At 72.7% G+C, this 24,101-nt stretch carries 25 protein-coding genes and 1 riboswitch; of the genes, 14 read left to right on the top strand and 11 right to left on the bottom strand.

Annotation, left to right across the window (positions count from 1 at the left end):
- Positions 1-170: 170 nt before the first annotated feature.
- Entirely contained in the window at positions 171-785 is a 615-nt protein-coding gene (locus AB0F62_RS22730; RefSeq protein WP_361801872.1) for a DUF4126 domain-containing protein, read from the top strand.
- 10 nt (positions 786-795) lie between these two features.
- Entirely contained in the window at positions 796-2,325 is a 1,530-nt protein-coding gene (locus AB0F62_RS22725) for an NAD(P)/FAD-dependent oxidoreductase (protein ID WP_361801870.1), read from the top strand.
- Between the two features lie 63 nt (positions 2,326-2,388).
- On the opposite strand, the gene AB0F62_RS22720 is transcribed toward AB0F62_RS22725, so the two are convergent.
- From AB0F62_RS22720 to AB0F62_RS22700, 5 genes are all read right to left on the bottom strand, one after another.
- Entirely contained in the window at positions 2,389-3,360 is a 972-nt protein-coding gene (locus AB0F62_RS22720) for a hypothetical protein (RefSeq protein WP_361801867.1), read from the bottom strand.
- 56 nt (positions 3,361-3,416) lie between these two features.
- On the bottom strand, positions 3,417-4,334 hold the full coding sequence (metF, locus tag AB0F62_RS22715; RefSeq protein ID WP_361801864.1) for a methylenetetrahydrofolate reductase [NAD(P)H]: 918 nt from the start codon (positions 4,332-4,334) through the stop codon (positions 3,417-3,419).
- A 158-nt stretch (positions 4,335-4,492) separates the two neighbouring features.
- On the bottom strand, positions 4,493-5,167 hold the full coding sequence (thiE, locus tag AB0F62_RS22710) for a thiamine phosphate synthase (protein WP_361801861.1): 675 nt from the start codon (positions 5,165-5,167) through the stop codon (positions 4,493-4,495).
- A 49-nt stretch (positions 5,168-5,216) separates the two neighbouring features.
- Positions 5,217-5,582: an Rv2175c family DNA-binding protein gene (locus AB0F62_RS22705; RefSeq protein ID WP_361801858.1), complete on the bottom strand. Its 366-nt coding sequence runs from the start codon at positions 5,580-5,582 to the stop codon at positions 5,217-5,219.
- 192 nt (positions 5,583-5,774) lie between these two features.
- Complete coding sequence (locus tag AB0F62_RS22700) at positions 5,775-6,935, bottom strand: FAD-dependent oxidoreductase (RefSeq protein WP_361801902.1); 1,161 nt, start codon at positions 6,933-6,935, stop codon at positions 5,775-5,777.
- Between the two features lie 127 nt (positions 6,936-7,062).
- Positions 7,063-7,175, top strand: a riboswitch (TPP riboswitch).
- Here AB0F62_RS22700 and thiO point away from each other — a divergent pair.
- The 6 genes from thiO (at position 7,172) to AB0F62_RS22670 (ending at position 12,887) form a co-directional block, all read left to right on the top strand.
- On the top strand, positions 7,172-8,320 hold the full coding sequence (gene thiO, locus AB0F62_RS22695) for a glycine oxidase ThiO (RefSeq protein ID WP_361801855.1): 1,149 nt from the start codon (positions 7,172-7,174) through the stop codon (positions 8,318-8,320). Its footprint overlaps the riboswitch before it by 4 nt.
- A complete protein-coding gene (gene thiS / locus AB0F62_RS22690) occupies positions 8,317-8,535 on the top strand; it encodes a sulfur carrier protein ThiS (protein ID WP_361801852.1) in 219 nt (72 codons plus the stop codon). The genes thiO and thiS overlap by 4 nt, the downstream gene beginning before the upstream one ends.
- A 5-nt stretch (positions 8,536-8,540) precedes the next feature.
- Entirely contained in the window at positions 8,541-9,344 is an 804-nt protein-coding gene (locus tag AB0F62_RS22685; protein ID WP_361801849.1) for a thiazole synthase, read from the top strand.
- Positions 9,345-9,474: 130 nt separating this feature from the next.
- On the top strand, positions 9,475-11,367 hold the full coding sequence (pknB, locus tag AB0F62_RS22680; protein ID WP_361801846.1) for a Stk1 family PASTA domain-containing Ser/Thr kinase: 1,893 nt from the start codon (positions 9,475-9,477) through the stop codon (positions 11,365-11,367).
- Entirely contained in the window at positions 11,355-12,254 is a 900-nt protein-coding gene (locus AB0F62_RS22675) for a deoxyribonuclease IV (protein WP_361801843.1), read from the top strand. Before pknB ends, AB0F62_RS22675 begins: the two co-directional genes overlap by 13 nt.
- A 99-nt stretch (positions 12,255-12,353) precedes the next feature.
- Positions 12,354-12,887 (top strand): DUF4396 domain-containing protein, encoded by a 534-nt coding sequence (locus AB0F62_RS22670; RefSeq protein ID WP_361801840.1) that lies wholly within the window; start codon positions 12,354-12,356, stop codon positions 12,885-12,887.
- Positions 12,888-12,925: 38 nt separating this feature from the next.
- On the opposite strand, the gene AB0F62_RS22665 is transcribed toward AB0F62_RS22670, so the two are convergent.
- Complete coding sequence (locus tag AB0F62_RS22665; protein ID WP_361801837.1) at positions 12,926-13,540, bottom strand: sulfite oxidase-like oxidoreductase; 615 nt, start codon at positions 13,538-13,540, stop codon at positions 12,926-12,928.
- A gap of 161 nt (positions 13,541-13,701) precedes the next feature.
- Between AB0F62_RS22665 and bfr the strand changes: the two genes are divergently transcribed.
- A complete protein-coding gene (gene bfr, locus AB0F62_RS22660; protein ID WP_361801834.1) occupies positions 13,702-14,181 on the top strand; it encodes a bacterioferritin in 480 nt (159 codons plus the stop codon).
- A gap of 10 nt (positions 14,182-14,191) precedes the next feature.
- Here the strand turns inward: bfr and AB0F62_RS22655 are convergent, their stop codons facing one another.
- Both AB0F62_RS22655 and AB0F62_RS22650 read right to left on the bottom strand, forming a co-directional pair.
- Positions 14,192-14,533 (bottom strand): (2Fe-2S)-binding protein, encoded by a 342-nt coding sequence (locus AB0F62_RS22655; protein WP_361801831.1) that lies wholly within the window; start codon positions 14,531-14,533, stop codon positions 14,192-14,194.
- 137 nt (positions 14,534-14,670) lie between these two features.
- Positions 14,671-16,020, bottom strand: coding sequence for a class II 3-deoxy-7-phosphoheptulonate synthase (locus AB0F62_RS22650; protein ID WP_361801828.1), 1,350 nt, complete (start codon positions 16,018-16,020; stop codon positions 14,671-14,673).
- A gap of 302 nt (positions 16,021-16,322) precedes the next feature.
- Between AB0F62_RS22650 and AB0F62_RS22645 the strand changes: the two genes are divergently transcribed.
- The 3 genes from AB0F62_RS22645 (at position 16,323) to AB0F62_RS22635 (ending at position 18,225) form a co-directional block, all read left to right on the top strand.
- Positions 16,323-16,841: a hypothetical protein gene (locus tag AB0F62_RS22645; protein ID WP_361801825.1), complete on the top strand. Its 519-nt coding sequence runs from the start codon at positions 16,323-16,325 to the stop codon at positions 16,839-16,841.
- A gap of 185 nt (positions 16,842-17,026) precedes the next feature.
- Positions 17,027-17,797, top strand: a complete 771-nt coding sequence (gene erm / locus AB0F62_RS22640; protein ID WP_361801822.1) for a 23S ribosomal RNA methyltransferase Erm — start codon at positions 17,027-17,029, stop codon at positions 17,795-17,797.
- Between the two features lie 29 nt (positions 17,798-17,826).
- Positions 17,827-18,225: a hypothetical protein gene (locus AB0F62_RS22635; protein ID WP_361801819.1), complete on the top strand. Its 399-nt coding sequence runs from the start codon at positions 17,827-17,829 to the stop codon at positions 18,223-18,225.
- Here the strand turns inward: AB0F62_RS22635 and AB0F62_RS22630 are convergent.
- Complete coding sequence (locus tag AB0F62_RS22630) at positions 18,203-18,613, bottom strand: Uma2 family endonuclease (RefSeq protein ID WP_361801816.1); 411 nt, start codon at positions 18,611-18,613, stop codon at positions 18,203-18,205. The two genes, AB0F62_RS22635 and AB0F62_RS22630, sit on opposite strands and share 23 nt — an antisense overlap.
- A gap of 932 nt (positions 18,614-19,545) precedes the next feature.
- Here AB0F62_RS22630 and AB0F62_RS22625 point away from each other — a divergent pair.
- On the top strand, positions 19,546-21,492 hold the full coding sequence (locus tag AB0F62_RS22625; protein WP_361801813.1) for an anthranilate synthase family protein: 1,947 nt from the start codon (positions 19,546-19,548) through the stop codon (positions 21,490-21,492).
- A 117-nt stretch (positions 21,493-21,609) separates the two neighbouring features.
- Positions 21,610-22,110, top strand: a complete 501-nt coding sequence (locus tag AB0F62_RS22620; protein ID WP_361801810.1) for a hypothetical protein — start codon at positions 21,610-21,612, stop codon at positions 22,108-22,110.
- A 42-nt stretch (positions 22,111-22,152) separates the two neighbouring features.
- Here the strand turns inward: AB0F62_RS22620 and AB0F62_RS22615 are convergent, their stop codons facing one another.
- Both AB0F62_RS22615 and AB0F62_RS22610 read right to left on the bottom strand, forming a co-directional pair.
- Entirely contained in the window at positions 22,153-22,812 is a 660-nt protein-coding gene (locus tag AB0F62_RS22615) for a hypothetical protein (RefSeq protein WP_361801807.1), read from the bottom strand.
- A 131-nt stretch (positions 22,813-22,943) separates the two neighbouring features.
- Entirely contained in the window at positions 22,944-23,972 is a 1,029-nt protein-coding gene (locus AB0F62_RS22610; protein WP_361801804.1) for a 6-phosphofructokinase, read from the bottom strand.
- Positions 23,973-24,101: the final 129 nt, after the last annotated feature.

The following is a 24,101-nucleotide window of genomic DNA, read 5'->3' as shown; positions in this document are numbered from 1 at the left end:
TCGGCGGTGCCGGTGCCGTGCCCTTCCGTTGCCTCCACCTTGGCGTCCGCGACGGCCCGCGCTCATCCGCGCGCGTACTCAAGTGGGGGTCTGAGTACAGATACTCATTACCGGGCGGTATCACTCACAGAGGGGCGGCGCTTTCCGGGGGTTCGGTAGCATCACGGCCCATGTCGGTACTTCCGCTCGTGTTCACCAGCGGCTGGGCGAGCGGGATCAACGCCTACGCCGTGGTCTTCCTGCTGGGCCTGATGGGCGTCACGGGTGTCAGCGACGAGGTACCGCCGGCGCTGGAACGCACCGATGTGCTGATCGCCGCGGGAATCCTGTTCCTCTGCGAGGCCGTGGCGGACAAGATCCCCTACGTCGACACCACATGGGACGCCGTGCACACGGTCATCCGGCCGATCGCCGGAGCCGTCGTGGCGGCGCTGCTGGCCGGGCAGGACGGATCGCTGCCGCAACTGGCGGCGGGGGCCGTCGGCGGAACGACGGCACTGGTGAGCCATCTGGTCAAGGCCGGGATCCGGATGGGGGTCAACACCTCGCCGGAACCGGCGAGCAACATCGTGATCAGCCTCGCCGAGGACGTCGGCGTCGCCGCGATCATCGTCTTCGCGCTCTTCCACCCGGTGGCGGCGGCGAGCATCGCGGCGGTGCTGCTGGTGCTCGGCGTCATCGCGGTGATCTTCATACTGTCGCGGATCCGCCGCTTCTGGCAGCGCTGGAAGGCCCGGCGCGAACGGCGGAAGGCCGGTCACGGCGTTGTCGGTGGCTGGGGCTAGAGTCCCTGGCATGGCACGGATTGCGGTGATCGGCGCGGGAATGGGCGCCATGGCGGCCGCCGCCAGGCTCGCCATCGGCGGGCACAAGGTAGCGGTGTACGAGCGCGCGGCCACCCACGGGGGTGCCGTACGGCGGCTGGAGCGCGCGGGCTTCGGCTTCGACACGGGCCCCGGCCTGCTGCATCTGCCCGCGGTCTACCGCGATCTGTTCATCAAGACCGGCAAGGAGAGCCTGGAGGACAGCGTCACGCTCACCCAGGTCGATCCGGCGAGCCGCCACCTCTTCTCCGACGGCACGGCCGTGTCGCTGCCCAACGCGTCGCGCGGCGGGGTCGTCACGGCCCTCGACGCGGCGCTGGGCGACGGCGCCGGCGAGCGCTGGAGCAACCTGCTGGTCCGGGCCCGCGAGGTGTGGGACGCCACGCGCCGCCCGCTGCTGGAGGACGCGCTCGCCTCCGACCCTGCCGGCCTCGCCCGCGATCCCTATCCGGCGCCTCCCGTACGGCGCGGGCTGTTCCGGCGTGCCGCCCCCACCCTGGCCGACGTCGCCGGGCGCGAACTGGGCGACCCGCGGCTCGCGGCGCTGCTCGGCTCCTATGCGCTGGCCTACGGCTTCGACCCGCGCACGGCCCCCGCTAGCGCCACGGTGCTTCCGTACATGGAGCAGACCTTCGGCAGTTGGTATGTGCGGGGCGGCATGAGGGCGCTGGCCGACGCGGTGCACGCGCGGTGCCTGGCGCGCCGGGTGGAGTTCCGCTTCGGCGCCGAGGTCGCGGGGATCGTGGAGAAGGACGGCCGCGCGGCCGGGCTCGAACTCTCCGACGGCACAAGGGTGGAGGCCGACACCGTGGTCGCCGGTGTCGCCCCGTGGCTGCTGCCCCCGCTGCTCTCGCGCGGTGCCGGGGGCGCCTGGCGCGCCGACCGGGTATGGGACGGCGTCGGCCCCGGCCCCCGCTGCGAGGGTCCCGGGCGGCTCACGGTCTGCCTGGCGCTGCGCGGCGCCCGGCCGTCGGATGCCGTGCACCGTACGGTCGTTCACACCGCGGATCCGGACGCCGAGGCGGCGGCCCTGGCGCGCGGCGAGCTGTACGACCGCCCGACGGTCACGGTATTGCGCCCCGACGACGACACCCTGCGGCCGGACGACGCCTCGGAGGCGGTCACGTTGAGCGTCACCGTCCCGCCGCACGGCCCCCAGGGGGTGGACTGGCGTGTGCCGGGCCTGGCCGAGCGCGCCGCGGACGCGGTGCAGGCCGTCGCGGCCGCGGTCCTGCCGGATCTGACGGACCGCCTGCTGTGGCGGGCCGTGCACACGCCCGCCGACACCGAGGAGGAGACGGGCACCCCGGGCGGCCGGCTCCCCCGTCCCGCCCTGGCAGGTGCCGGAGGCGCGCATCTGCACCCCGGCAACCGGCTGCTCGTCCCCGGTCTGTACCTTGTGGGCGGCTGGTCCCACCCCGGGGGCGGCCTCGCCCACACCGGCATGTCCGGCGCCATCGCCGCCGACCTCATAGCGGGCGGTCCCGGCGGCAGCCGCTGAGACGCCTTCCGGTCCCGGCGCACTGCCGGGGCCGCCGCCGCGGACGGACCCCGGCGAAGCGTCCTAGTTGTAGCGGTAGGGGTCGTACGGGTCGTACTGACCCTGCCCCTGCCCCTGCTGCTGGCCTTGCTGCTGCCCCTGCTGCTGGTCGTAGCCCTGCTGCTGCGGGACGTAGGGCTGCTGCTCGCCGCCCTGCTGCGGCACCCAGACGCCGCCGGCCGGGGTGTCGTAGCCGTACTGCTGGGTGGCCTGGCCCTGGTACGGATCCTGGTAACCGCCGGCGTAGGTGCCGTACGCCGCCTGCTGCTGCTCCCAGCCGCCGTTCTGCTGCTGGCCGTAGGCGTCGTACGAGGCGGCGGGCTGCTGCTGTTGCTGCTGCTGGCCACCGTTCCAGTCGCCGTAGCCGGTCGTGGCGCTGTAGTCCTGGTAGCCCGCGCCGGCGCCGGCGTAGGGGTCCTGGGCGTAGTTCGGCTGCCCGTTGTACATCGGGTACTCGCCGCTGTCCTCGTGCATCGGCATGGGCTGGTAGACCTGCGTGGAGTCCATCCCCGGGACGGCTCCGGGGCCCGCGGCCGCCGGCCCGGCGGCCGCGTAACTGTCGTAGGACTGACCCACGCCCGCGGCGGCGGCCGGGGTGTCGGCGCCGGGCTCCTCGTACGACGTCGGGCCTTCGACCGGCGCCTCTTCGCGCTGCGCGGCGCCCCGGCCCCGACGGCCGGCGGCACGACGCGGCAGCGGCGGGGCCTCCTCGTCGTCGTCCTCGTCGTCGGCGCCCTCCTTGGGCGACCGCAGCGCCCAACCCTCCACGAAACCGCGGCGATAGGAGAGCGTGACGAAGGTCTGACCGGCGCCGAAAGCGAGCGCACCCAGCACGATGACGACGACCGAGGGCATGTAGACGCCCAGGACGACGCCAAGGAACCCCGCGAAGGCCAGCAGCCGCCACCTCAGCCGCGCCTTGTACTGCAGGAGCACTTCACCGAGCAGCCACAGCGCGACCACCCCGAAGGCGATGTAGAGCACTGTGTAGGCCATGAGCGCACTTCCTCACCGTTCACCGTCGTCGGCCCGCCGGGGCGGCGGCTCCGCCCTCACGACCTCTGGTGCAGTCCCAGATTCTCGTAGATTTCCAACGACGCCGTGGAGTGATTAAGGGTAATGAAGTGCAGTCCGGGGATGTCCTCGGCCATCAGCCGCCGGCACATCTCCGTCGCAAACTCGACCCCGATCGCCCGCACCGCGGCCGGATCATCCTTGACCGCGAGGATACGGTCCGCGAGCTCCCGCGGGAAAGGCGCGTTGCCGAGCTGGGCGAAGCGCTCGATCTGCTTCACGTTCGTGACCGGCATGATCTCGGGAATGATGGGCGTTTCGCAACGCGCCTTCCCGACCCGGTCACGCAGCCGGAGGTAGTCCTCGGCGTCGAAGAACATCTGGGTGATGGCGTAGTCCGCGCCGGCCCGGCACTTCTCGACGAAGTGACGCGTATCACTTTCCCAGTCCGTCGAGCGGGGGTGCATCTCGGTGAAGGCCGCGACGCCCACGCAGAAGTCGCCCGACTCCTTGATGAGCCGGACCAGTTCATAGGCGTAGTCGACACCCTCGGGGTGCCGCTGCCACTCCCCCATGGGGTCGCCGGGCGGGTCCCCGCGCAGCGCGAGCATGTTGCGGATGCCCGCGTCCGCGTACTGGCCGATGATATTGCGCAGCTCGGCGATGGAGTGGTCGACGGCGGTGAGGTGGGCCACGGGGGTCAGGGTGGTGTCGGAGGCGATCCGCTCGGTCGCCCGGACCGTGCCCTCGCGGGACTTGCCGCCCGCGCCGTAGGTGACGGAGACGAAGGTCGGGCCCACCGCCTCGATACGGCGGATCGCGTTCCAGAGCGTCCGCTCGCCCTTCTCGGTCCTCGGCGCCATGAACTCGAACGAGTACGAACGCTCGCCAGAGGCCAGCAGCTCACGAATGGTGACCGCGTGATCGGTCCTTGTCGAGGCGGTTCCGAGGGCCATGCGCCTCAGGCTATCGGCGAGGGCTGGGCCGTCCCAACAGACGACGCGAAAATGTCCACTCCTTGGACATGCGGCGCTCGCACCCCGAGACGTCGCGGACCGGCGACCCGGCCCTAATCCCCCGCCCGGCCCTTGATCAGTCCCGGCTCGGTGCCGGCTCAGTCCTCGTACGAGCGCACCCGCTTGGCCAGCTCGGCCGCCGCCGCGCCCGGGTCGTCCGCCTCGGTGACGGCCCGTACGACGACGATCCTGCGGGCGCCGGCGTCCAGCACCTGCTCCACGTTGGACAGGTCGATCCCGCCGATGGCGAACCACGGCCGGTCCGTGCCCAGGCCCGCCGCGTAGCGGACCAGGCCCAGGCCGGGTGCGGGCCGGCCGGGCTTGGTGGGGGTGGGCCACACCGGCCCGGTGCAGAAGTAGTCCGCACCGGGCTCCACGGCGGCGGCCGCCGCCTCGGACTCCGAGTGGCAGGACCGCCCGATGATCACCTCGTCGCCCAGGAGCGCGCGGGCGGCCGGCACGGGCAGGTCGCCCTGGCCCAGATGGAGGACGTCCGCCCCGGCGGCGTGCGCCACGTCGGCGCGGTCGTTCACCGCGAGCAGTCTGCCGTGCCGTCCGCACTCCTCCGAGAGGACCGCGAGGTACTCCAGTTCCTCGCGGGCCTCCAGGCTCTTGTCGCGCAGCTGGATGACGTCGACCCCGGAGGCCAGCACGGCCTCCGCGAACGCGGCGAACTCCGCCAGGCCGCCCTGGCGCTTGCGCGCGTCGGTGCACAGGTAGAGCCGGGCGTCGGCAAGCTGGGCGCGGGCGCTCGTGCTCGTACTCGTACTCATGCGGGCGGGTCCCCTCGGGTGGCTGCGGACGACGGGTCGGGGCGGTCGGTCAGACGGCGAGCGCCTGGGCGCGGCGCTTCACCTCGGTACCGCGGTTTTCCCGCAGCGCCTGGACGGGGGTGCCGGGCAGGCTCTCGTCCGGGGTGAACAGCCACTCCAGGGTCTCTTCGTCGCTGAACCCGTCGTCCTTGAGCACGGTGAGCGTGCCTGCGAGGCCCTTCACGATCTTCCCCTCGCCGATGAAGTCGGCGGGGACCATCAGCACCCGGTTCTCACCGCGGCGCACGGCGATGAGCTGGCCCTCCTTGATGAGCTGGCGGACCCGGGTCACCTCCACGTCGAGGCGCTCGGCGATCTCGGGGACGTTCAGCCAGGAAGGAATGAGGGAGTCAATCTTTGCGTCGATCTCGGTCACAGGACAAGCGTGCCATCCCGGACCGACACCTTGGAACCGCTCGCGCCACGCATTGCTCCGTCCTGACGGGTCCGCTACGCGCCGGCAACCCCCGCGGGACCCGCTCCGGACCCGCTCGCGGCCCGTCGGGAGCCGGAATCCGGGAGCCGGGAGCGGAATCCGGGAGCCGGGAGCCGGGAGCCGACCGGTGGCTCAGACGACCGCGGCCCGCAGTTGGACCGCGGGGTCGGCGGCCAGCGCCTCGTCGAGGCGGACGCCGCGGGCGACCAGTTTGCGGGCCTGGGCCAGGTCGCGGGGCCGTCCCACGGCGAAGAGCGCGACCAGCCGCCCGTCCCGAAGCCACAGCACCGACCAGGCGGGCCCGTCCGGGTCGCCGCGCAGCAGCATGTCGTCGGAGTCCACGTGGTACCCCGCGTACTGCACGAAACGGCCGAACTGCTCCGACCAGAAGTAGGGAACGGGGTCGTACACCTCGTCACCGCCCAGGATGTTCGCGGCGGCGGTACGGGGCCCCTGCACCGCGTTGTCCCAGTGGTGGATCAGCAGCCGCTCCCCGTACCGCGCCGACGGGAAGGACGCGCAGTCCCCCACGGCGTACACGTCCGTCACCGAGGTGCGCAGCCGGTCGTCGGCGAGGACCGCGCGGTCCGGCCCGAGGTCGACGCCCGAACCGGCCAGCCACCCGGTCGCGGGCCGGGCGCCGATCCCGACGACGACCGCCTCGGCGGCGAGGACGCTGCCGTCCGCGAGGCGCACCGCCCCCCGCTCGACGGAGGAGACGACCGCGCCGGTGCGCAGGTCGACGCCCGCCTCCGCGTACCAGCCGCGCATGCGTTCGGCGATCCGCGGCGGCAAAATCCCGGCGAGCGGGCGGTCGGCCGCCTCCACGACGGTCACCTCGCACCCGGCGAGGCGGGCGGCGGTCGCGAACTCGGCACCGATCCAGCCCGCGCCGACCACCACGACCCGGTGCCGGCCCTCCAGCACGGGCCGCAGCGCGGTGGCGTCGTCCAGGGTGCGCAGCACGTGCACACCGGGCGTGCCCTCGCTGCCGGGGAGCATGACCGGCTCGGCGCCGCTGGCGAGGACGAGCTTGTCGTACCCGACCGGGCCGCCGTCGGTCAGGACCTGCCGCTCGCCGGGCCGCAGAGCGCTCGCATGGCGTCCGAGCAGCAGCTCGACCCCGATGCCGGCGAAGTCGACATCCAGCAGCGGACCCTCGTCGGCGCCGAAGAGCACGCCCTTCGACAGCGGTGGCCGGTCGTACGGGGGATGCCGTTCCGCGCCGAGCAGCGTGATCGTCCCGCCCCAGCCCTGCTCGCGCAGGGACACGGCGGTCTGGACTCCGGCCATTCCGGCCCCGACGACGACGACGCGCTGCTCGCTGCTGCTGGTCACGCGATCACCGTAACGCCGCGGGGGCGCCGTCCGGGCGTACCAGTGCCCTACTCGCTGCGGATGGTGCGTACTAAGGTGGCCGGAGAGCACTCGCGGGAGCCCGGCGCACCGGGCTGAGAGGGCGGCTGGGCGGCCGCCGACCGTACGAACCTGATCCGGGTCATGCCGGCGAAGGGAGGAGCGGGAACATCATGCACCGTCATGACGTCGTCGTGATCGGCGGCGGGATCATCGGGCTGGTCACCGCGTGGCGGGCCGCCGGACGCGGCCTGCGGACGGTGGTGGCGGACCCCGAACCGGGCGGCGGCGCCGCCCGGGTGGCCGCGGGAATGCTGGCCCCGGTCACGGAGGTGCAGTACGGCGAGCAGGCGCTGCTGGAGCTCAACCTCGCCGCGGCGCGCCGCTACCCGTCCTTCGTGGCGGAGCTGGAGGAGGCCACGGGACTCGGCCTCGGCTACCGCACCTGCGGCACCCTCGCCGTCGCCCTGGACGCCGACGACCGCGCGCAGCTGCGCGAACTCCACGCGTTCCAGGACTCCTTGGGCCTGCGGTCGGAGTGGATCAGCGGTCGCGAGTGCCGGCGCCTGGAGCCGATGCTCGCCCCCGGCGTGCGCGGCGGGCTGCGGGTGGACGGCGACCACCAGGTCGACCCGCGACGCCTGGCCGCGGCGCTGCTGCGCGCCTGCGAGCTGTCCGGGGTGACGTTCCGGCGGTCCCGGGTGGAGCGCGTGGACGTCGCCGGGGACCGCGCGCACGGAGTCGTCCTCGAGGACGGCACACGGCTCGCCGCCGGGCAGGTGGTGCTGGCCGCCGGCAGTCTCAGCGGGCGGATCGGCGGGCTGCCCGAGCACGCGCTCCCGCCCGTGCGGCCGGTGAAGGGACAGGTGCTGCGGCTGCGGGTGCCGCCGGCGTACGCGCCGTTCCTGTCCCGGACGGTACGGGCCGTGGTGCGCGGCGGGCACGTCTACCTCGTCCCGCGCGAGAACGGGGAACTGGTCGTCGGGGCCACCAGCGAGGAGATGGGCTGGGACACCACGGTCACCGCCGGCGGGGTCTACGAACTGCTCCGCGACGCCCACGAATTGCTGCCCGGCATCACCGAACTGCCGCTGGCCGAGACACAGGCCGGGCTGCGTCCCGGCACACCCGACAACGCCCCGCTGCTGGGCCGCGGCGCGCTGGACGGCCTGGTGATCGCCACCGGGCACCACCGCAACGGCGTGCTGCTCACGCCGCTGACCGGCGACGTGATGGCCGAGATCCTCACCGGGGCGGACGCTCCCGCGCCGGCCCGGCCCTTCTCCCCCGACCGCTTCACGCCCCAGGAGCAGTACGCATGACCGCCCCCCTCCTCCTGTCCGTCTCCGTCAACGGCGAGGCCCGGGAGGTCGCCGAGGGCGTCACCCTCGACCGCCTCGTCGCGACCCTGACCGCCGCCCCGTCCGGTGTGGCGGCCGCGCTCAACGAGACCGTCGTCCCGCGCGCCCAGTGGCCCGCGACCCCGCTCCGCGACGGCGACCGCGTCGAGGTCCTCACCGCAGTCCAGGGAGGCTGACCACCATGGCCGACGACCCGCTGATCATCGACGGCACCGCCTTCGACTCGCGCCTGATCATGGGCACGGGCGGTGCGCCCAGCCTGGAGATCATGGAGCAGGCGCTGCTCGCCTCCGGCACCGAGCTGACCACGGTCGCCATGCGGCGGCTGGATCCCACCGTCAAGGGCTCCGTGCTGTCCGTGCTCGCCCGGCACGGCATCCGCGTCCTGCCGAACACCGCCGGGTGCCACACCGCCGGCGAGGCCGTCCTCACCGCCCGCCTGGCGCGGGAGGCGCTCGGCACGGACTGGGTGAAGCTGGAGGTGATCGCCGACGAGCGCACCTTGCTGCCGGATCCCGTGGAGCTGCTGGACGCGGCGGAGACGCTGGTGGACGACGGCTTCACGGTGCTGCCGTACACCAATGACGACCCGGTGGTCGCCCGGAAGCTCGAGGACGCGGGGTGCGCGGCGATCATGCCGCTCGGCTCGCCCATCGGGTCGGGGCTCGGCATCCGGAACCCGCACAACTTCGAGCTGATCGTCGAACGGGCGACGGTGCCGGTGATCCTGGACGCGGGCGCGGGTACGGCGTCGGACGCGGCCCTGGCGATGGAGCTGGGGTGCGCGGCGGTCATGCTGGCCTCCGCGGTGACGCGGGCGCAGGAGCCGGTGCTCATGGCGGAGGCCATGCGGCACGCGGTGGCGGCCGGGCGCCTGGCGTACCGGGCGGGGCGGATCCCCCGGCGGCACTACGCCGCCGCGTCCTCCCCCACTGTGGGTCTCGCCACTTTCGACCCGGAACGTCCCGCCTTCGGCCCCGCCTGAACCGAGCGCCGACCCGCTCCCGCACCGGGTCGCGGGCCGGGTCACGGGCCGGTTGCGGTACGGCACGGGTGGGGTACAACGTGGGCGCGTTAGCCCAGAAGGGTCATGTCGGACCGTAAACTCCACCTTCGTGGATACGACGCTTCAGGACCCGCTCGTCGGGCAGACGCTCGACGGCCGATACCGGGTGGAGTCCCGGATCGCGGTCGGCGGCATGGCGACGGTGTACCGGGCGCGGGACACCCGCCTGAACCGCGTGGTGGCCCTGAAGGTCATGCACCCCGCGCTGGCCGCCGAGTACGGCTTCGTGGAGCGCTTCATCCGCGAGGCGCAGTCCGTGGCGCGTCTCGACCACCCCAATGTGGTGCAGGTCTACGACCAGGGCACGGACGGTACCTACGTCTATCTCGCCATGGAGTACGTCGCGGGCTGCACCCTGCGCGACGTACTGCGCGACCGTGGCGCCCTGCCGCCCCGCGCCGCGCTGGACATCCTGGAACCGGTGCTGGCCGCGCTGGGCGCCGCCCACCGCGCCGGGCTGGTGCACCGGGACATGAAGCCGGAGAACGTCCTCATAGGGGACGACGGCCGCGTGAAGGTGGCGGACTTCGGCCTGGTCAGGACGGCGGACACGCACACCACCTCCACCAGCGGCGTCCTCGGCACGGTCTCCTACATGGCGCCGGAGCAGATCGAGAGCGGCACGACGGACGCGCGCACCGATGTGTACGCCTGCGGGGTGCTGCTCTTCGAGATGCTGACCGGCGGCAAGCCGCACGCCGGCGGGACCCCGATGCAGGTGATCTACCAGCATCTGAACGAGGACGTGCCCGCGCCGTCCGCCGCGGCCCCCGGGCTCGCCCCGCAGCTGGACGCCCTCGTGGCCGAGGCGGCCGCCCGCGACGCGGGCCGGCGCCCGGCCGACGCCGCGGAGCTGCTGCGCCGGCTGCACGCGGTACGCCAGAGCATGAGCCCCGAGCAGCTGGACCTCGTGCCGCCCGCCGCGCGCGTCCCCGTGCCGGGCCCCGCCGCCCCGGCCGGCGCCGAGGAGCGGACGGCGGTGGTGCACCGCACCAGCCGTCTGGAGCTGCCGCCCGAGCCGACGCGCCGGCAGCCCTGGCCGGCACCCGAGCCGGCACCCCGCCGCCGGCGTCCCGCGGCGGTCGCCGTGGTGGCGGCGCTGCTGCTGATCCTGGGGGTCGGCGCCGGCGTCTGGTACATCAACGACGGCCAGTTCACCCGGACCCCCGCCGTCGTCGGGCTGCCCCGGGAGCAGGCGGAGCGGCAGCTGAAGGACGCCGGCCTGCGGGTCAAGGTCGCCGAGGCGTTCGACCCGACCATGACCAAGGGCAGGGTCGCCTCGACGGACCCGGGAACGGGCGAGCGCATCCGGGACAACGGCACGGTGACGATCACCGTGTCCAAGGGCCCGGAGCGGGTGAAGGTGCCCGATGTCGTGGGCACGACGCTGGCGGAGGCCAAGCAGCGGCTGAAGACCGCCGGGCTGAGCCCGGCGACCGTGACCAGGGAGTTCAGCGACGAGGTGCCGCGCGGCCGGGTGATCTCGACCGACCCCGGCTCCGGCGCGAGCCGGCGGCCGGACTCGGCCGTGTCGCTGGTGGTGAGCAAGGGCGTGCCCGTCGACGCCCCCGACGTGATCGGGCAGCCGCTGGAGGACGCCCGGCAGCAGCTGGAGGAGTCCGGGCTGCGGGTGCGGATCGACCCTCGGCGGGTCTACTCCGACCAGGCGGACGAGGGGGCGGTGGCCGAACAGAGCCCCGGTGCGAACACGCGGCTGGCGGCCGGGGACACTGTCACCCTGACGATCTCCAAGGGCCAGGAGATGGTCCAGGTCCCGGACGTGGAGGGCCTGGACATCGACAAGGCGAAGGCGAGGCTGGAGGGCGCGGGCTTCGACGTCCGCGTGATCCAGTTCTTCTTCACCGGCAAGGTCAACAACCAGTCGCCCGCCGGCGGCACCGACGCTCCGAAGGGCAGCACGATCACACTGTGGGTGCGCTAGTCACGACCGGAAGCGCCGCCGCGCTCCGCAATCCGGTCGGCGGCCATGTCGCGGTCGCCGGCGGCCTGGCCTCGACCGGGCTGGCGGAGGCCGCGCGGATGGGTGCCGAGTCCGTGCAGGTCTTCGTCGCCAACCCGCGCGGCTGGGCCACTCCGCCGGGCGACCCGCGACAGGACGAGGAGTTCCGCGAGCGCTGCGCCGCGGAGGGCGTCCCCGCGTACGTGCACGCCCCCTACCTGATCAACTTCGGCTCGCACACCGAGGCGACCGTCGACCGCTCGGTGGACTCGATGCGCCATTCGCTGCGCCGGGGCCGGGCGATCGGCGCCCTGGGCGCGGTCGTGCACACCGGCTCGGCGACCGGCGGCCGTACCCGGGACGTGGCGCTGGCACAGGTACGGGAGCGGATGCTGCCGCTGCTGGAGGAACTGACGCACGACGACGACCCGTGGCTGCTGCTGGAGCCCACCGCGGGACAGGGCTTCTCGCTCTGCTCGCTGGTGGAGGATCTGGGCCCGTACTTCGACGCCCTGGACCGCCATCCGCGACTCGGGGTCTGCCTGGACACCTGCCATGTGTTCGCCGCCGGGCACGACCTCGCGGCGGAGGGCGGGGTGAAGGCCGTCCTGGACGAGCTGGTGGCCACGGTCGGCGAGGGGCGGCTGAGACTGATCCACGCCAATGACTCCAAGGACGTCGCCGGCGCGCACAAGGACCGTCACGAGAACATCGGAGCCGGTCACATCGGGGCGGCCGCCTTCGGGGAGCTCTTCCGCCACCCCGCCACCGAGGGCGTCCCCCTCATCGTGGAGACGCCCAACGGCGGCCCGAAGGGCACGGGCATGGCGACCGACGTGGCCGTGCTGAAGTCCCTGCGCCCGGCCTGACGGAACCCCACGGGGCATCGGGAATACCCCCGGGGGGTATGTTGTTGGAGTGCGACGCCGGGCACGACGCCACCCGCACTCACCCCTGGGGGACGCAGGATGCAGCACGTCGAGCACTCCCACCACGAACACCACGGCACCGCCCACCCGGGAGCGGCCCTCCCGGACACGGCACACGCCGCCCACCACTCCACCGGCCCGGTCACCTGGGGCACGGCCGTCCGGGCCACGCTGCACTGCCTCACCGGCTGTGCGATCGGCGAGATCCTGGGCATGCTGATCGGCACGGCACTCGGCTGGCACAACGCCCCGACGATGGCCCTGGCGATCGTCCTGGCCTTCGTCTTCGGCTACTCGCTCACCATGCGAGGCGTACTGCGGGCCGGCCTCGACTTCCGCAGCGCCCTGCGGGTCGCGCTCGCCGCCGACACCGTCTCGATCGTCTTCATGGAGCTCGCCGACAACGGCACGATCCTGCTCTTCCCGGGCGCCATGGACGCGACCCTGTCGGACGCGCTGTTCTGGCTCAGCCTCGCGCTGGCGTTCGTGGTCGCCTTCCTGGTGACCACACCCGTCAACAAATGGATGATCGGCCGCGGCAAGGGCCACGCGGTCGTCCACCACTACCACTGACCCGCCGGAGGCGGGCCGGGGCCGAGGGCGGGCCGGGACTAGAGCTCCGGCCCGTCGCCGGGCTCCTCCTGGTACGAGTAGCGCTGCTCGACCCAGGGGTCCCCGATGTTGTGGTAGCCGCGCTCCTCCCAGAAGCCGCGGCGGTCGGACGTCATGTACTCCACGCCCCGGACCCACTTGGGCCCCTTCCAGGCGTAGAGGTGGGGCACGATCAGCCGGGCCGGGAAGCCGTGCTCCGCGGTCAGCGGCTCCCCGCCCCGGTGGGTCGCGAATATCGACTTGGGGTCGGCGAAGTCCGCCAGCCGCAGGTTGGAGCTGAACCCGTACTCGGCCCAGACCATGACATGCGTGACCTCGGGCGCGGGCGGCGCCAGCCGCAGGATCTCGGCGGTGGAGACGCCGCCCCACTCGACACCGAGCATGCTGAACTTGGTCACGCAGTGGAAATCGGCCATGACCGTCGCGTACGGCAGCGCGGAGAACTCCTCGTGGCCCCACGCGTACTTGCCACCGTCCGCCGTGGCACCGAAGACCTGGAACTCCCACCGCTCGGGCTTGAACCTGGGCACCGGGCCGTAGTGGGTGACCGGCCAGCCCCGCTGAAGCCGCTGCCCCGGAGGAAGCTCCCCTTCGCGGCGTTCGGACTGACCCATGCGTCCATGGTGACAGACCGGATGCAGTGCTACCGACCAGCACCCGGGCAAACAGCGACAACCCGGGCCACCGGAGTAAGTGTGAACTTACTGGATCGGTTCCACCCGCGGTGCGAAGATGCGCGCATCGTGTGGATTCCTCCGGAAAGGACGGGCTTGCCATGCAGGGCGACCCCGAGGTCATCGAGTTCCTGAACGAGCAGCTGACGGGCGAGCTGACGGCGATCAACCAGTACTTCCTGCACGCGAAGATGCAGGAGAACCTCGGCTGGACGAAGCTCGCCAAATACACGCGGCACGAGTCCTTCGACGAGATGAAGCACGCCGAGGTGCTGACCGACCGCATCCTCTTCCTGGAGGGGCTGCCGAACTACCAGCGGCTCTTCCACGTCCGGGTGGGCCAGACCCTCACCGAGATGTTCCAGGCCGACCGCCAGGTCGAGGTCGAGGCGATCGACCGGCTCAAGCGCGGCATCGAGGTCATGCGGACCAAGGGCGACATCACCTCGGCCAACATCTTCGAGGACATCCTCGCCGACGAGGAACACCACATCGACTACCTCGACACGCAGCTCGAACTCATCGAGAAGCTCGGGGAGCCGCTCTACATCGCGCAGCTCATCGAGCAGCCCGACAGCTGAGCGCGGCCGCTCAGGCGGCGGCGACCTCGGCCGCCGACGAGGCCGCGACCGGCACCGGCACCGGCGTCGCGGGAGGCACCGGCAGGACGGCGGGCTCCGGCATCGCGGCGGGCACCGGCAGGACGGCCGGCGCCGGGGCGGCGACGGGCGCCGCGGGCGCCTCGGCACCGAGCTTCGTACGGGTCGCACAGGCTTCGCCGCGGCCGAGAAGCGCCTGAATCCGGCGCACACACGAGCCGCAGTCCGTGCCCGCCTTGCAGGCGGAGGCGATCTGGCGAGGGGTGCAGCGGCCGGCGTCCGCATGCTGCTTGACCTGCTCTTCGGTGATGCCGAAGCACGAGCAGACGTACACGCGGTTCCCCTCTCTCTCGATCCCGGCCTGAGGTTAACCTAACCTTACCCGCCGGTCGAGTGGCTGAAAACCGACGAAGGGCGCGGATCCATGTGATCCGCGCCCCTCTGCCGTACGCATGATGGCCAAGGCCCCTGCTACTGCCCGCGGTACATCTCCGCCACCAGGAACGCCAGGTCCAGGGACTGGCTGCGGTTGAGCCGGGGGTCGCAGGCCGTCTCGTAACGCTGGTGCAGGTCGTCGACGAAGATCTCGTCGCCGCCGCCCACACACTCGGTCACGTCGTCACCGGTGAGCTCCACGTGGATGCCGCCGGGGTGGGTGCCGAGGCCGTGGTGCACCTCGAAGAAGCCCTTGACCTCGTCGAGCACGTCGTCGAAGCGACGCGTCTTGTGGCCGGAGGCCGCCTCGAAGGTGTTGCCGTGCATCGGGTCGCACACCCACGCGACCTGCGCGCCCGAGGCGGTGACCTTCTCCACCAGGTTCGGCAGCAGCTCGCGCACCTTGCCGGCGCCCATGCGCGTGATGAAGGTCAGCCTGCCGGGCTCGCGATCCGGGTCCAGCCGGTCGATCAGCGTCAGCGCTTCCTCGGGCGTGGTCGTCGGGCCGAGCTTCACACCGAGAGGGTTGCGGATCCTCGACGCGAACTCGATGTGCGCGTGGTCGAGCTGACGCGTGCGCTCACCGATCCAGACCATGTGCCCGGACACGTCGTACAGCCGCCCGGTGCGCGAGTCCACGCGGGTGAGCGCCGACTCGTAGTCCAGCAGCAGCGCCTCGTGCGAGGCGTAGAACTCGACGGTCTTGAACTCCTCGGGGTCCGCGCCGCAGGCTTGCATGAAGTTCAGCGCGCCGTCGATCTCCCGGGCGAGGGCCTCGTAGCGCTGCCCGGACGGCGAGGACTTCACGAAGTCCTGGTTCCAGGCGTGCACCTGCCGCAGGTCGGCGTAGCCGCCGGTGGTGAAGGCCCGTACGAGGTTCAGCGTCGCGGCGGACGCGTGGTACATGCGCTTGAGCCGCTCCGGGTCCGGCACGCGGGCCGCCTCGGTGAACTCGAAGCCGTTGACCGAGTCACCGCGGTAGGTGGGCAGGGTCACCCCGTCCCGGGTCTCCGTCGGCTTCGAACGCGGCTTGCTGTACTGGCCGGCGATCCGGCCCACCTTCACGACCGGCACGGACGCGGCGTAGGTGAGGACGGCGCCCATCTGCAGCAGCGTCTTCAGCTTGTTGCGGATCTGGTCGGCGCCGATCTGGTCGAATGCCTCGGCGCAGTCGCCGCCCTGCAGCAGGAACGCCTCACCACGGGCCACGGCCCCCAGGCGGTCGCGCAGCTGGTCGCACTCGCCTGCGAAGACGAGCGGCGGATACGACTCGAGGTCGGCGATCACTTCGCGCAGAGCCTCGGGGTCGGGGTACTCAGGCTGCTGCGCCGCGGGCAGAGAGCGCCAGGTGTTGCGCCCGGCGTGGGTTTCAGCGTTCACGGTCACGCTGCCAACATTACGTGGTCGTGTCCGATCCTTTGCGCATCGGCCCAGAGGATGAGACGACCGGGTGAACCCTTCCGCGCCCTGTCCGTCCCGGCCGATCCCGCCCTCCGGGCCCGAGGGCGGGCGCCCGCGCAGGGCCCACGCCCCGACACCGCCGGACGCCGCCCACGACGCCTCCGGCCTCGGCGTCGCCGGCGGTGTCCATCAGTTGAGACGGCCGCAGGGGCGGGAATCCGCGCCGCGCCGGGTGACCGGGGGCCTACGCTCGGCCCCGGAGCCGAAGCAGTGAGGAGGGGGCCGCCATGCCGACGCCGTCCGCGGTGTTCGTCTACGTGGGACCGGACGACATTCGAGCCGCCGTGGTGCGGCCGGGCGAGGCGGGCCGGGCGGTGCGGTCCCCCGACGGCCTCCGGGCGTGGCTGGCGGATGCCGGGCCCGCCGAGCGCGACGAACCCTTCACCTACGTCGTCGACCTGGCCGGCACCCTGCTCCTCGCGCCGCGCCGCAGCGAGCACGTGGCGTGCGCCGGGGGCGGACCGGTGCGGGCCGCCGGGGAGATCGCGTTCGCCGCGCGGGAGGACGGCGGGTGGGAGGTGGCCGAGGTCAGCAACCAGTCCACCGGCTACTGCCCCGATCCCGAGGCGTCCTGGCCTCCCCTGGCCGAGGCCCTCGACCGGGCAGGGCTGGCCCGCCCCGAGTGGTTCACCCAGGCGGTCGTCTTCCGGCACTGCCCTCGGTGCGGTGAACGCAACCTCGTCAAGGACGGCGACTTCACCTGCGCCCTGTGCGACGCGCCGCTTCCACGGCGACCCGGCCGCTGAGGTCGGGCGCCCGGCGGAGGCGGCGTCCACGCCGAAAACCAGGTGCGGCCCCGAGCGGGACCGGGATACCGTGCGGCGCATGGGTTGCGTCTACTACATCAAGCTGCGCCGGGCATAGCCGCGGCGCTCTTCGCCGCGGCATCGGGTCCATCGTCGGAACCTCTTATGTCGCGGAGTGCACACCCATGCCTCACCACCGGTCCATGGTGGGCGGCCGGCACGAGCTCGGCCAGAACTTCCTCACCGACCGCACGGTCATCGCCTCCATCGAGGCCCTCGTCGCCGCCACCAGCGGGCCGATCGTCGAGATCGGCCCCGGCGACGGCGCGTTGACCGTCCCCCTGAGCCTGACCGGCCGCCCCCTCACGGCCGTCGAGATCGACCCCCGGCGCGCGCAGCGCCTCCAGCGGCGGTTGCCGCCCGGGGCGCACGTCGTCAACACCGACATCCTGCGCTACCGCTTCCCGCGCGAACCGCACGTGATCGTCGGCAATCTGCCCTTCCACCTGACGACCACGATCCTGCGCAGGATCCTGGCCGCGGACCGCTGGGAGTCCGCGGTGCTGCTCGTCCAGTGGGAGGTGGCCCGCCGCCGGGCGGGCGTCGGCGGCGCCAGCATGCTCACGGCCGCCTCGTGGCCCTGGTACGACTTCACCCTCCACTCCCGTGTGCCCGCACGGGCGTTCCGCCCGGCGCCGTCCGTCGACGGCGGCCTGCTGACGATGACCCGGCGCCCGGTGCCCCTCGTCCACGGCGACCGGCGCGCCTACCAGGCCTTCGTGCAGCAGGTGTTCACCGGCCCGGGCCGCGGCCTGGGCGAAGTCCTCGCCCGCACCGGCCGCTTCGGCCGCGCGGCGCTGCGCGACTGGCTGCGGGCGGAGGGCGTGCCGCCGTACGCCCTGCCCAAGGACCTCACGGCGGAGCAGTGGGCATCACTGTGGGGGCTGATGCGGTGAGCCGGCCGGGGAGCGGCCATGCTGTGCCCATGCTGCTCCCCGCCGTCGCCGCGCCGATCGAGTTCGTCGAGGCCGTCCGCGTCACCGCCGACCTCGGTAGGCTCCCCCGGCCGCGCACGGTGCCGGGGGACACGATCGACGTCTGGGTCGAGGACGAGGCGCGGCATGTCCTCGACCTGATCGGCGAGGTACCGGAGGGCGAGCGTGCCCGCTGCTTCGTACCGGGCTACGCCGTCCGCTCCCACAGCGCCCACGAGGTCCTCTTCGAGATCGCCTTCTGCTTCAGCTGCAACCGCGCCCTGCTGCTCGGCCCGCTCGTGCCCGCGGAATTGCGCGGCATCCAGGACTTCGACGCCGGCAGCGCACCCGGCCGGGAACTGCTGCGGCGCTTCCAGGACGCGGCGGCTACAGCCGCGCGATCTCGCTGAGGTCGATGTCCACGGCGAACGGCACGGACACCTTGAGGGGTTCGTGGTGGATGCCGATGGCGACATAGGTGCCGGTGGCCGGCTCCCGTTCGAAGACGTGGACGACCGGGAGCCTGCCCTCGCCCTTCTCGACGCGCCACAAGTGCGGGATGCCCGCCTTGGCGTACAGCTGCGGCTTGCGCTTGCGGTCCCGCTCCTCGGAGTCCGGCGAGACCACGTCGACGACGAGCACGGCGTCGGCCGCCTGGTACCTCGTCTCGTCGGCCGCGGCGCTCGCGGCCTCGGCACGGACCAGCACCAGATCCGGCTCGGGCCGGTCGCGCCGGTTCAGCTCGACGCTCGTCTCCCGCCGCACCCGCAGGGTCTCCGGGGCCGTTGCCCGCAGCACGGGCAATGCGGGGTGGCGGTGGCGGTGGGTGGTCGGCTTTCCCGCCGTCTCGCTCCCTTCGGTCGCACAGCGGCGGGCTGCGGATGGGAGGGTGGCGGCCTGGGGCTGGTCGGCGGTGTGCGGGTGGGTGCGCGGCGGGGGTTCAGGCTCCGGAGCGGGGCCGGTTGTTCGTGGGGTGCCGGTCTCGTCGCCGTCCGCGCGTAGAGATGGCCGGTGACCGCGCCCACCCTTCGTGGGTGGCGCACCCGCCGTGACCTGCGTCTGCGGGTGATTCCCCTGTCGGTGGCGGGATCGGTGGGTGGTTTCCGAGATCGGGCTCTGTTTCACCGAAATAGTCGGTGAAAGCGAGCCCGATGTTCCCCGGCTCAAAGATCGGGCTCTGTTCCGCCGACAATGTCGGCGAAAGCGAGCCCGATGTCCCATGGCCCCCTCGACAGCACCCCGAAACAGCCGCAGACGCCGGTCACGGCAGGCGCGCCCACCACGAACGGTGGGCGCGGTCACCGGCCATCTCTACCCGCGGACGGCGACGAAACCCACGCCACCGGAAAGGCACCCCGCTCCGGCGCCTGAACCCCCGCCACCCAAGGAGCCCCAGACCGGCACCCTCCCGTCCGCAGCCCGCCGCTTTGCGCCCGAAGGGCGCGAGACGGCGGGACAGCCGAACCACCGGCGGGATGGCCGTCAGTCCGCCGCCGGCACCGCCACGATGCCCCGAAAGCGTGAGACACGTCCGCCACGTCGCGAGCCCATGCGTTAGGGTGCGAAGCATGTACGCACAGCAGACGCACCTGCAGTGGTGGTGGACCGCGGATCCGGCGGCCCACTAGCAGCGCGTACGCACAGACAGACGCTCAGGCCGCCCGAGGGGCGGCCTTCGGTGTTTCTGCGGCCGTCCCTTCCCCTTCACCGAAGACCGGAAGGAACCCGCCGTGGAGAACCAGGCTCCCCCGCCCCCGCCCTCCGCCGCCGCACTCGTCGAGCGGCTGCTGGACCCCGCGTGCCCGCCCTTCGCGCTGCTGAGGCGCAGATCGCCGGGCCGGGACGCGGACACCGTCGAAGTGCTGCTCGGCCCGGTCGGGACGGCGGAGCGGCTGACGGACATCGCGCTGCCGACCGGCGCCCCCGAGGGAACCCGGCCCGCGGTCGACGCCCTGGCGCTGGTGCCGTTCCGGCAGATCAGGGAGCGCGGCTTCGACGTGCGCGACGACGGGACGCCGCTGGTGGTGCTCCGGCCCCGTGAGACGTACGAGCTGCCGCTGCCCGACCTCATGGCGGCCCTGCCGGCGCACCCGGTCCACGTGGCGGGCGGGGCGTTCGACGTCGACGACGACACCTACGCCGGGATCGTGGAGCGCGTCATCGAGGACGAGATCGGACGCGGCGAGGGCGCGAACTTCGTCATCCGGCGCACCTTCCGGGGCGAGATCCCCGGCTTCGGGGCGGCGGACGCGCTGGCGCTGTTCCGGCGGCTGCTGGACGGCGAGCGCGGCGCGTACTGGACGTTCGTGGTGCGGACGCCGGAACGGACCCTGGTCGGAGCCAGCCCGGAGGTCCATGTGCGGATGGCGGGGGGCACGGTCGTCATGAACCCGATCAGCGGCACCTACCGCTACCCCGCGCAGGGGCCGGACCCGGAGGGGCTCCTCGCCTTCCTGCGCGACGCCAAGGAGGTGGAGGAGCTGACGATGGTGGTCGACGAGGAGCTGAAGATGATGTGCACCGTCGGCGACCTCGGCGGCGTCGTCGTGGGCCCGCGCCTGAAGGAGATGGCGCACCTGGCGCACACCGAGTACGAGCTGCGCGGCCGCAGCACCATGGACGTGCGGGACGTGCTGCGCGAGACGATGTTCGCGGCGACGGTCACCGGGTCGCCGGTGCAGAACGCCTGCCGGGTGATCGAGCGGTACGAGCCCGGTGGCCGCGGCTACTACGCGGGCGCGCTGGCGCTGATCGGCCGGGACGCGGGCGGCGCGCAGACGCTGGACTCGCCGATCCTGATCCGCACGGCGGACATCGACGCCGGGGGCGCGCTGAAGGTGCCGGTGGGCGCGACGCTGGTGCGGCGCTCCGACCCGTACGCGGAGGTCGCCGAGACGCACGCGAAGGCGGCGGGCGTGCTGGCCGCGCTCGGGGTACGGCCGGGACGGGAACCGAGGCCGGCGGCCGGGGACCGTCCACGCCTCGCTGACGACACCCGGGTGCGGGCAGCGCTGGACTCCCGCCGGGCGAACCTGGCGCCGTTCTGGCTGCGGATGCGGACGGCGGAGCGGCCGGCCCCGCTCACCGGGCACGCCTTCGTGGTGGACGGCGAGGACACCTTCACCGCGATGCTGGCGCACGTGCTGCGCTCGTCCGGGCTGGGGGTGACCGTCCGCCGCTATGACGAGCCCGGCCTGCGGGAGGCGGTCCTGGCGCACGAGGGTCCGGTCGTCCTCGGACCGGGGCCGGGCGACCCGGCCGACACCGGCGACCCCAAGATGGCCGTCCTGCGCGGCCTCGCCGCGGAGCTGCTGCGCGGACACCGGCACGGACTGCTCGGGGTGTGCCTGGGGCAGGAGCTGATCGCGGCCGAACTGGGGCTGGAGATCGCCCGCAAGGACGTGCCGTTCCAGGGCGCGCAGACGGCGATCGACCTGTTCGGGCGCCGGGAGACGGTCGGGTTCTACAACTCCTTCACCGCGCGCTGCGACGACGCGACGGCGGAGGAGCTGGCCATGCACCGGGTCGAGCTGAGCCGGGACCCGGCCACGGGCGACGTCCACGCGATGCGCGGCCCGGGCTTCGCGGGCGTCCAGTTCCACCCGGAGTCGGTGCTGACGCTCAACGGCACGGCGATCGTGGCGGAACTGCTGGCTGCGGTGACGGTCGCCGGGTAACGGCCGGCCGCCGGGGCGCGGGGCGGCCGTTCACGCGCCGGCCGTCTCACCCCGGCAACCCCGAGCCAGAGCTCTTGAACACGTTCAAGAACTCTGCCATTCTGCTCCCTGTCGATCTTGGCAGGCAACCGGACCAGGGGGGCGGCACAGCAATTGGCCGGCGCATGGAGCCCGCGCGAGCGCGTTCGTTCCCGTACCAACTGGGTGTCGGTCGCGGCGGCGGCACCGCTGCTGCTGCTGTTCTCGTTCGCCGCGACCTACGTCCAGTTCATCGGCCTGCTCTGGTATGCCGTCGGGCCGCTTCAGGAGGACTGCGCGCATATCGAGCGGCACTCCGGCGGGACCGTGCCCGCCGGGGCCACCGACGTCGTCTGCACCTCCAGCGGCAACCTCAACGACCAGGACCACGAGATCGACTTCCGCATGCCGCGCCAAGGAGCCGAGGAACGGCTGCTCGACGCCTTCCCGCGGCTGCGACGGGAGAGCCGGTGCGCCGTCGACGCGTGTTTCCGCGTCAGGCCGGACGAGCCCGTGAGCCGGCGGCGGTGGGGCTACCTGGAGGCGACGGTGGTGTACGAGGACGACCGGACGGCGCACGTCCACGTCTTCGCCACCTGAGGGCGTGGCGGGCGGTGGGCCGCCCCGGTGCGCCCGGCACGGTCAGACGGCCGCCGCGGGGAACGGGTGGGTGCGGGGGGAGGCGGCGCGGGGGCGCCGGGTGCGGGCGGGGGCGACCGGAGGCATGGCCTCGGGGACCGGCGTGAGCAGCGGGCCGACCAGTCCCAGCACCGCGGCCAGCATCTCCGGGCCCTCGGTGGTGCCGTCGACCACCAGGTCGGCCAGCGCGCGGGAGGGCGCCACATGGTCGACGTGGCGGTCCCGGCCGCTCTGCAGGTAGTTCAGCAGGGACAGCCTCGGGTCCTGCCGCTGGACCTCGATCTTGCGCAGGATCTTGCGGGCCAGCCGGATGTCGTCGGGGGCGTCCACGTACACCCGCCAGTCGGCCCGCTCCCTTACGGACGGCAGGGCCAGGGCGAAGAGGCCCTCGACGACCACGAGCCGGACGCCGGGCCGGGCCAGCGCCGCGTCGATCGCGGCGCTGACGGCGGCCTCGTCGATGGAGCCGGGGTGGTTCCAGTCGAGGATGGCGTGCCCGCCGGCGCTGACCGTCCACACGCCCCTGAGGGGATCGTGCGCGGGCACGTAGTAATCGTCCAGATGGACCAGTGCGATGCTCTCGGGACACTGCAGCGACAGGGCCTCGGCAAGGGTGGACTTGCCGGATGCGGTGCCGCCTGCGACCGCCAGTACACCCGTCATGCCGGGCGCTCCTCATGTGCTCAAGGGGGATAGACGAAGCGGCCGGACAAGCCGGGTGCAGGGAATGTACGGCCGCGTGATCGCCCATGGCAAGCGGGGAAAGCGCAGACGGCGCCGAGGAAACCCCGTGTTTACCCGAAGAAGACCTCGGCCTCCGTGTAGAGCCGCGGATCGACCGTCTTGAGCTGGGCCGTCGCGTCGCGCAGCGGCACGCGGACGATCTCCGTTCCGCGCAGCGCGACCATCTTCCCCCAGTCCTGGTCGCGTACCGCCTCGATCGCGTGCAGCCCGAAGCGGGTGGCCAGCCAGCGGTCGAAGGCGCTGGGGGTGCCGCCGCGCTGGATGTGGCCGAGCACGGTGGTGCGCGCCTCCTTGCCCGTGCGCCGCTCGATCTCCTTGGCGAGCCACTCGCCGACGCCGGACAGCCGCACGTGGCCGAAGGAGTCGAGCGACTCGTCCTTGAGCACCATGTCGCCGTCCTTGGGCATCGCCCCCTCCGCGACCACGACGATGGGCGCGTAGCGGATCTTGAAGCGGTTCTCCACCCAGGCGCAGACCTGGTCGACGTCGAAGCGCTGCTCGGGGATGAGGATGACGTTGGCACCGCCGGCGAGGCCCGAGTGGAGGGCGATCCATCCGGCGTGGCGGCCCATCACCTCGACGACCAGGACGCGCATGTGCGACTCGGCCGTGGTGTGGAGGCGGTCGATGGCCTCGGTGGCGATGTTGACGGCGGTGTCGAAGCCGAAGGTGTAGTCGGTGGCCGCCAGGTCGTTGTCGATGGTCTTGGGTACGCCCACGCAGGGCACTCCGTACTCGTCCGACAGGGCGGTCGCGACCCCGAGGGTGTCCTCGCCGCCGATCGCGATGAGCGCGTCGACCTCGTACTTGGCGAGGTTCTCCTTGACCCGGCGCACGCCGTTCTCCGCCTTGAGCGGGTTCGTACGCGACGAGCCGAGGATCGTACCGCCGCGCGGGAGGATGCCGCGCACGGCGGGGATGTCGAGCGGCACGGTGTCGCCCTCGAGGGGGCCGTGCCAGCCGTCCCTGAAACCGGTGAACTCGTATCCGTACTGCTGGACACCCTTGCGCACGATGGCACGGATGACCGCGTTGAGCCCGGGGCAGTCTCCGCCGCCGGTCAGCACGCCAACTCGCATGATCCATCCCTTCCCGTTCGCACCTTTTGCCTGCGCCGAAGACGCTAGCGTGACCGGCGTCACAGATGGGATGGGCCGTTCGGTGAAATCCCTTGATCCGCGGGGATGTTGGCTCCCCGAGTTCACCCT

The sequence above is a fragment of the Streptomyces sp. NPDC026673 genome, assembly GCF_040638135.1.
Lineage (GTDB): Bacteria > Actinomycetota > Actinomycetes > Streptomycetales > Streptomycetaceae > Actinacidiphila.
This window is presented reverse-complemented; position numbering and strand designations above follow the sequence as displayed.

Excerpts from the sequence above, each read along its gene's own strand:
- AB0F62_RS22730 (WP_361801872.1), top strand. The coding sequence starts at position 171 with ATGTCGGTACTTCCGCTCGTGTTCACCAGCGGCTGGGCGAGCGGGATC.
- AB0F62_RS22725 (WP_361801870.1), top strand. The coding sequence starts at position 796 with ATGGCACGGATTGCGGTGATCGGCGCGGGAATGGGCGCCATGGCGGCC.
- AB0F62_RS22720 (WP_361801867.1), bottom strand. The coding sequence starts at position 3,360 with ATGGCCTACACAGTGCTCTACATCGCCTTCGGGGTGGTCGCGCTGTGG.
- metF (WP_361801864.1), bottom strand. The coding sequence starts at position 4,334 with ATGGCCCTCGGAACCGCCTCGACAAGGACCGATCACGCGGTCACCATT.
- thiE (WP_361801861.1), bottom strand. The coding sequence starts at position 5,167 with ATGAGTACGAGTACGAGCACGAGCGCCCGCGCCCAGCTTGCCGACGCC.
- AB0F62_RS22700 (WP_361801902.1), bottom strand. The coding sequence starts at position 6,935 with ATGGCCGGAGTCCAGACCGCCGTGTCCCTGCGCGAGCAGGGCTGGGGC.
- thiO (WP_361801855.1), top strand. The coding sequence starts at position 7,172 with ATGCACCGTCATGACGTCGTCGTGATCGGCGGCGGGATCATCGGGCTG.
- thiS (WP_361801852.1), top strand. The coding sequence starts at position 8,317 with ATGACCGCCCCCCTCCTCCTGTCCGTCTCCGTCAACGGCGAGGCCCGG.
- AB0F62_RS22685 (WP_361801849.1), top strand. The coding sequence starts at position 8,541 with ATGGCCGACGACCCGCTGATCATCGACGGCACCGCCTTCGACTCGCGC.
- AB0F62_RS22670 (WP_361801840.1), top strand. The coding sequence starts at position 12,354 with ATGCAGCACGTCGAGCACTCCCACCACGAACACCACGGCACCGCCCAC.
- AB0F62_RS22665 (WP_361801837.1), bottom strand. The coding sequence starts at position 13,540 with ATGGGTCAGTCCGAACGCCGCGAAGGGGAGCTTCCTCCGGGGCAGCGG.
- bfr (WP_361801834.1), top strand. The coding sequence starts at position 13,702 with ATGCAGGGCGACCCCGAGGTCATCGAGTTCCTGAACGAGCAGCTGACG.
- AB0F62_RS22645 (WP_361801825.1), top strand. The coding sequence starts at position 16,323 with ATGCCGACGCCGTCCGCGGTGTTCGTCTACGTGGGACCGGACGACATT.
- erm (WP_361801822.1), top strand. The coding sequence starts at position 17,027 with ATGCCTCACCACCGGTCCATGGTGGGCGGCCGGCACGAGCTCGGCCAG.
- AB0F62_RS22635 (WP_361801819.1), top strand. The coding sequence starts at position 17,827 with ATGCTGCTCCCCGCCGTCGCCGCGCCGATCGAGTTCGTCGAGGCCGTC.
- AB0F62_RS22615 (WP_361801807.1), bottom strand. The coding sequence starts at position 22,812 with ATGACGGGTGTACTGGCGGTCGCAGGCGGCACCGCATCCGGCAAGTCC.
- AB0F62_RS22610 (WP_361801804.1), bottom strand. The coding sequence starts at position 23,972 with ATGCGAGTTGGCGTGCTGACCGGCGGCGGAGACTGCCCCGGGCTCAAC.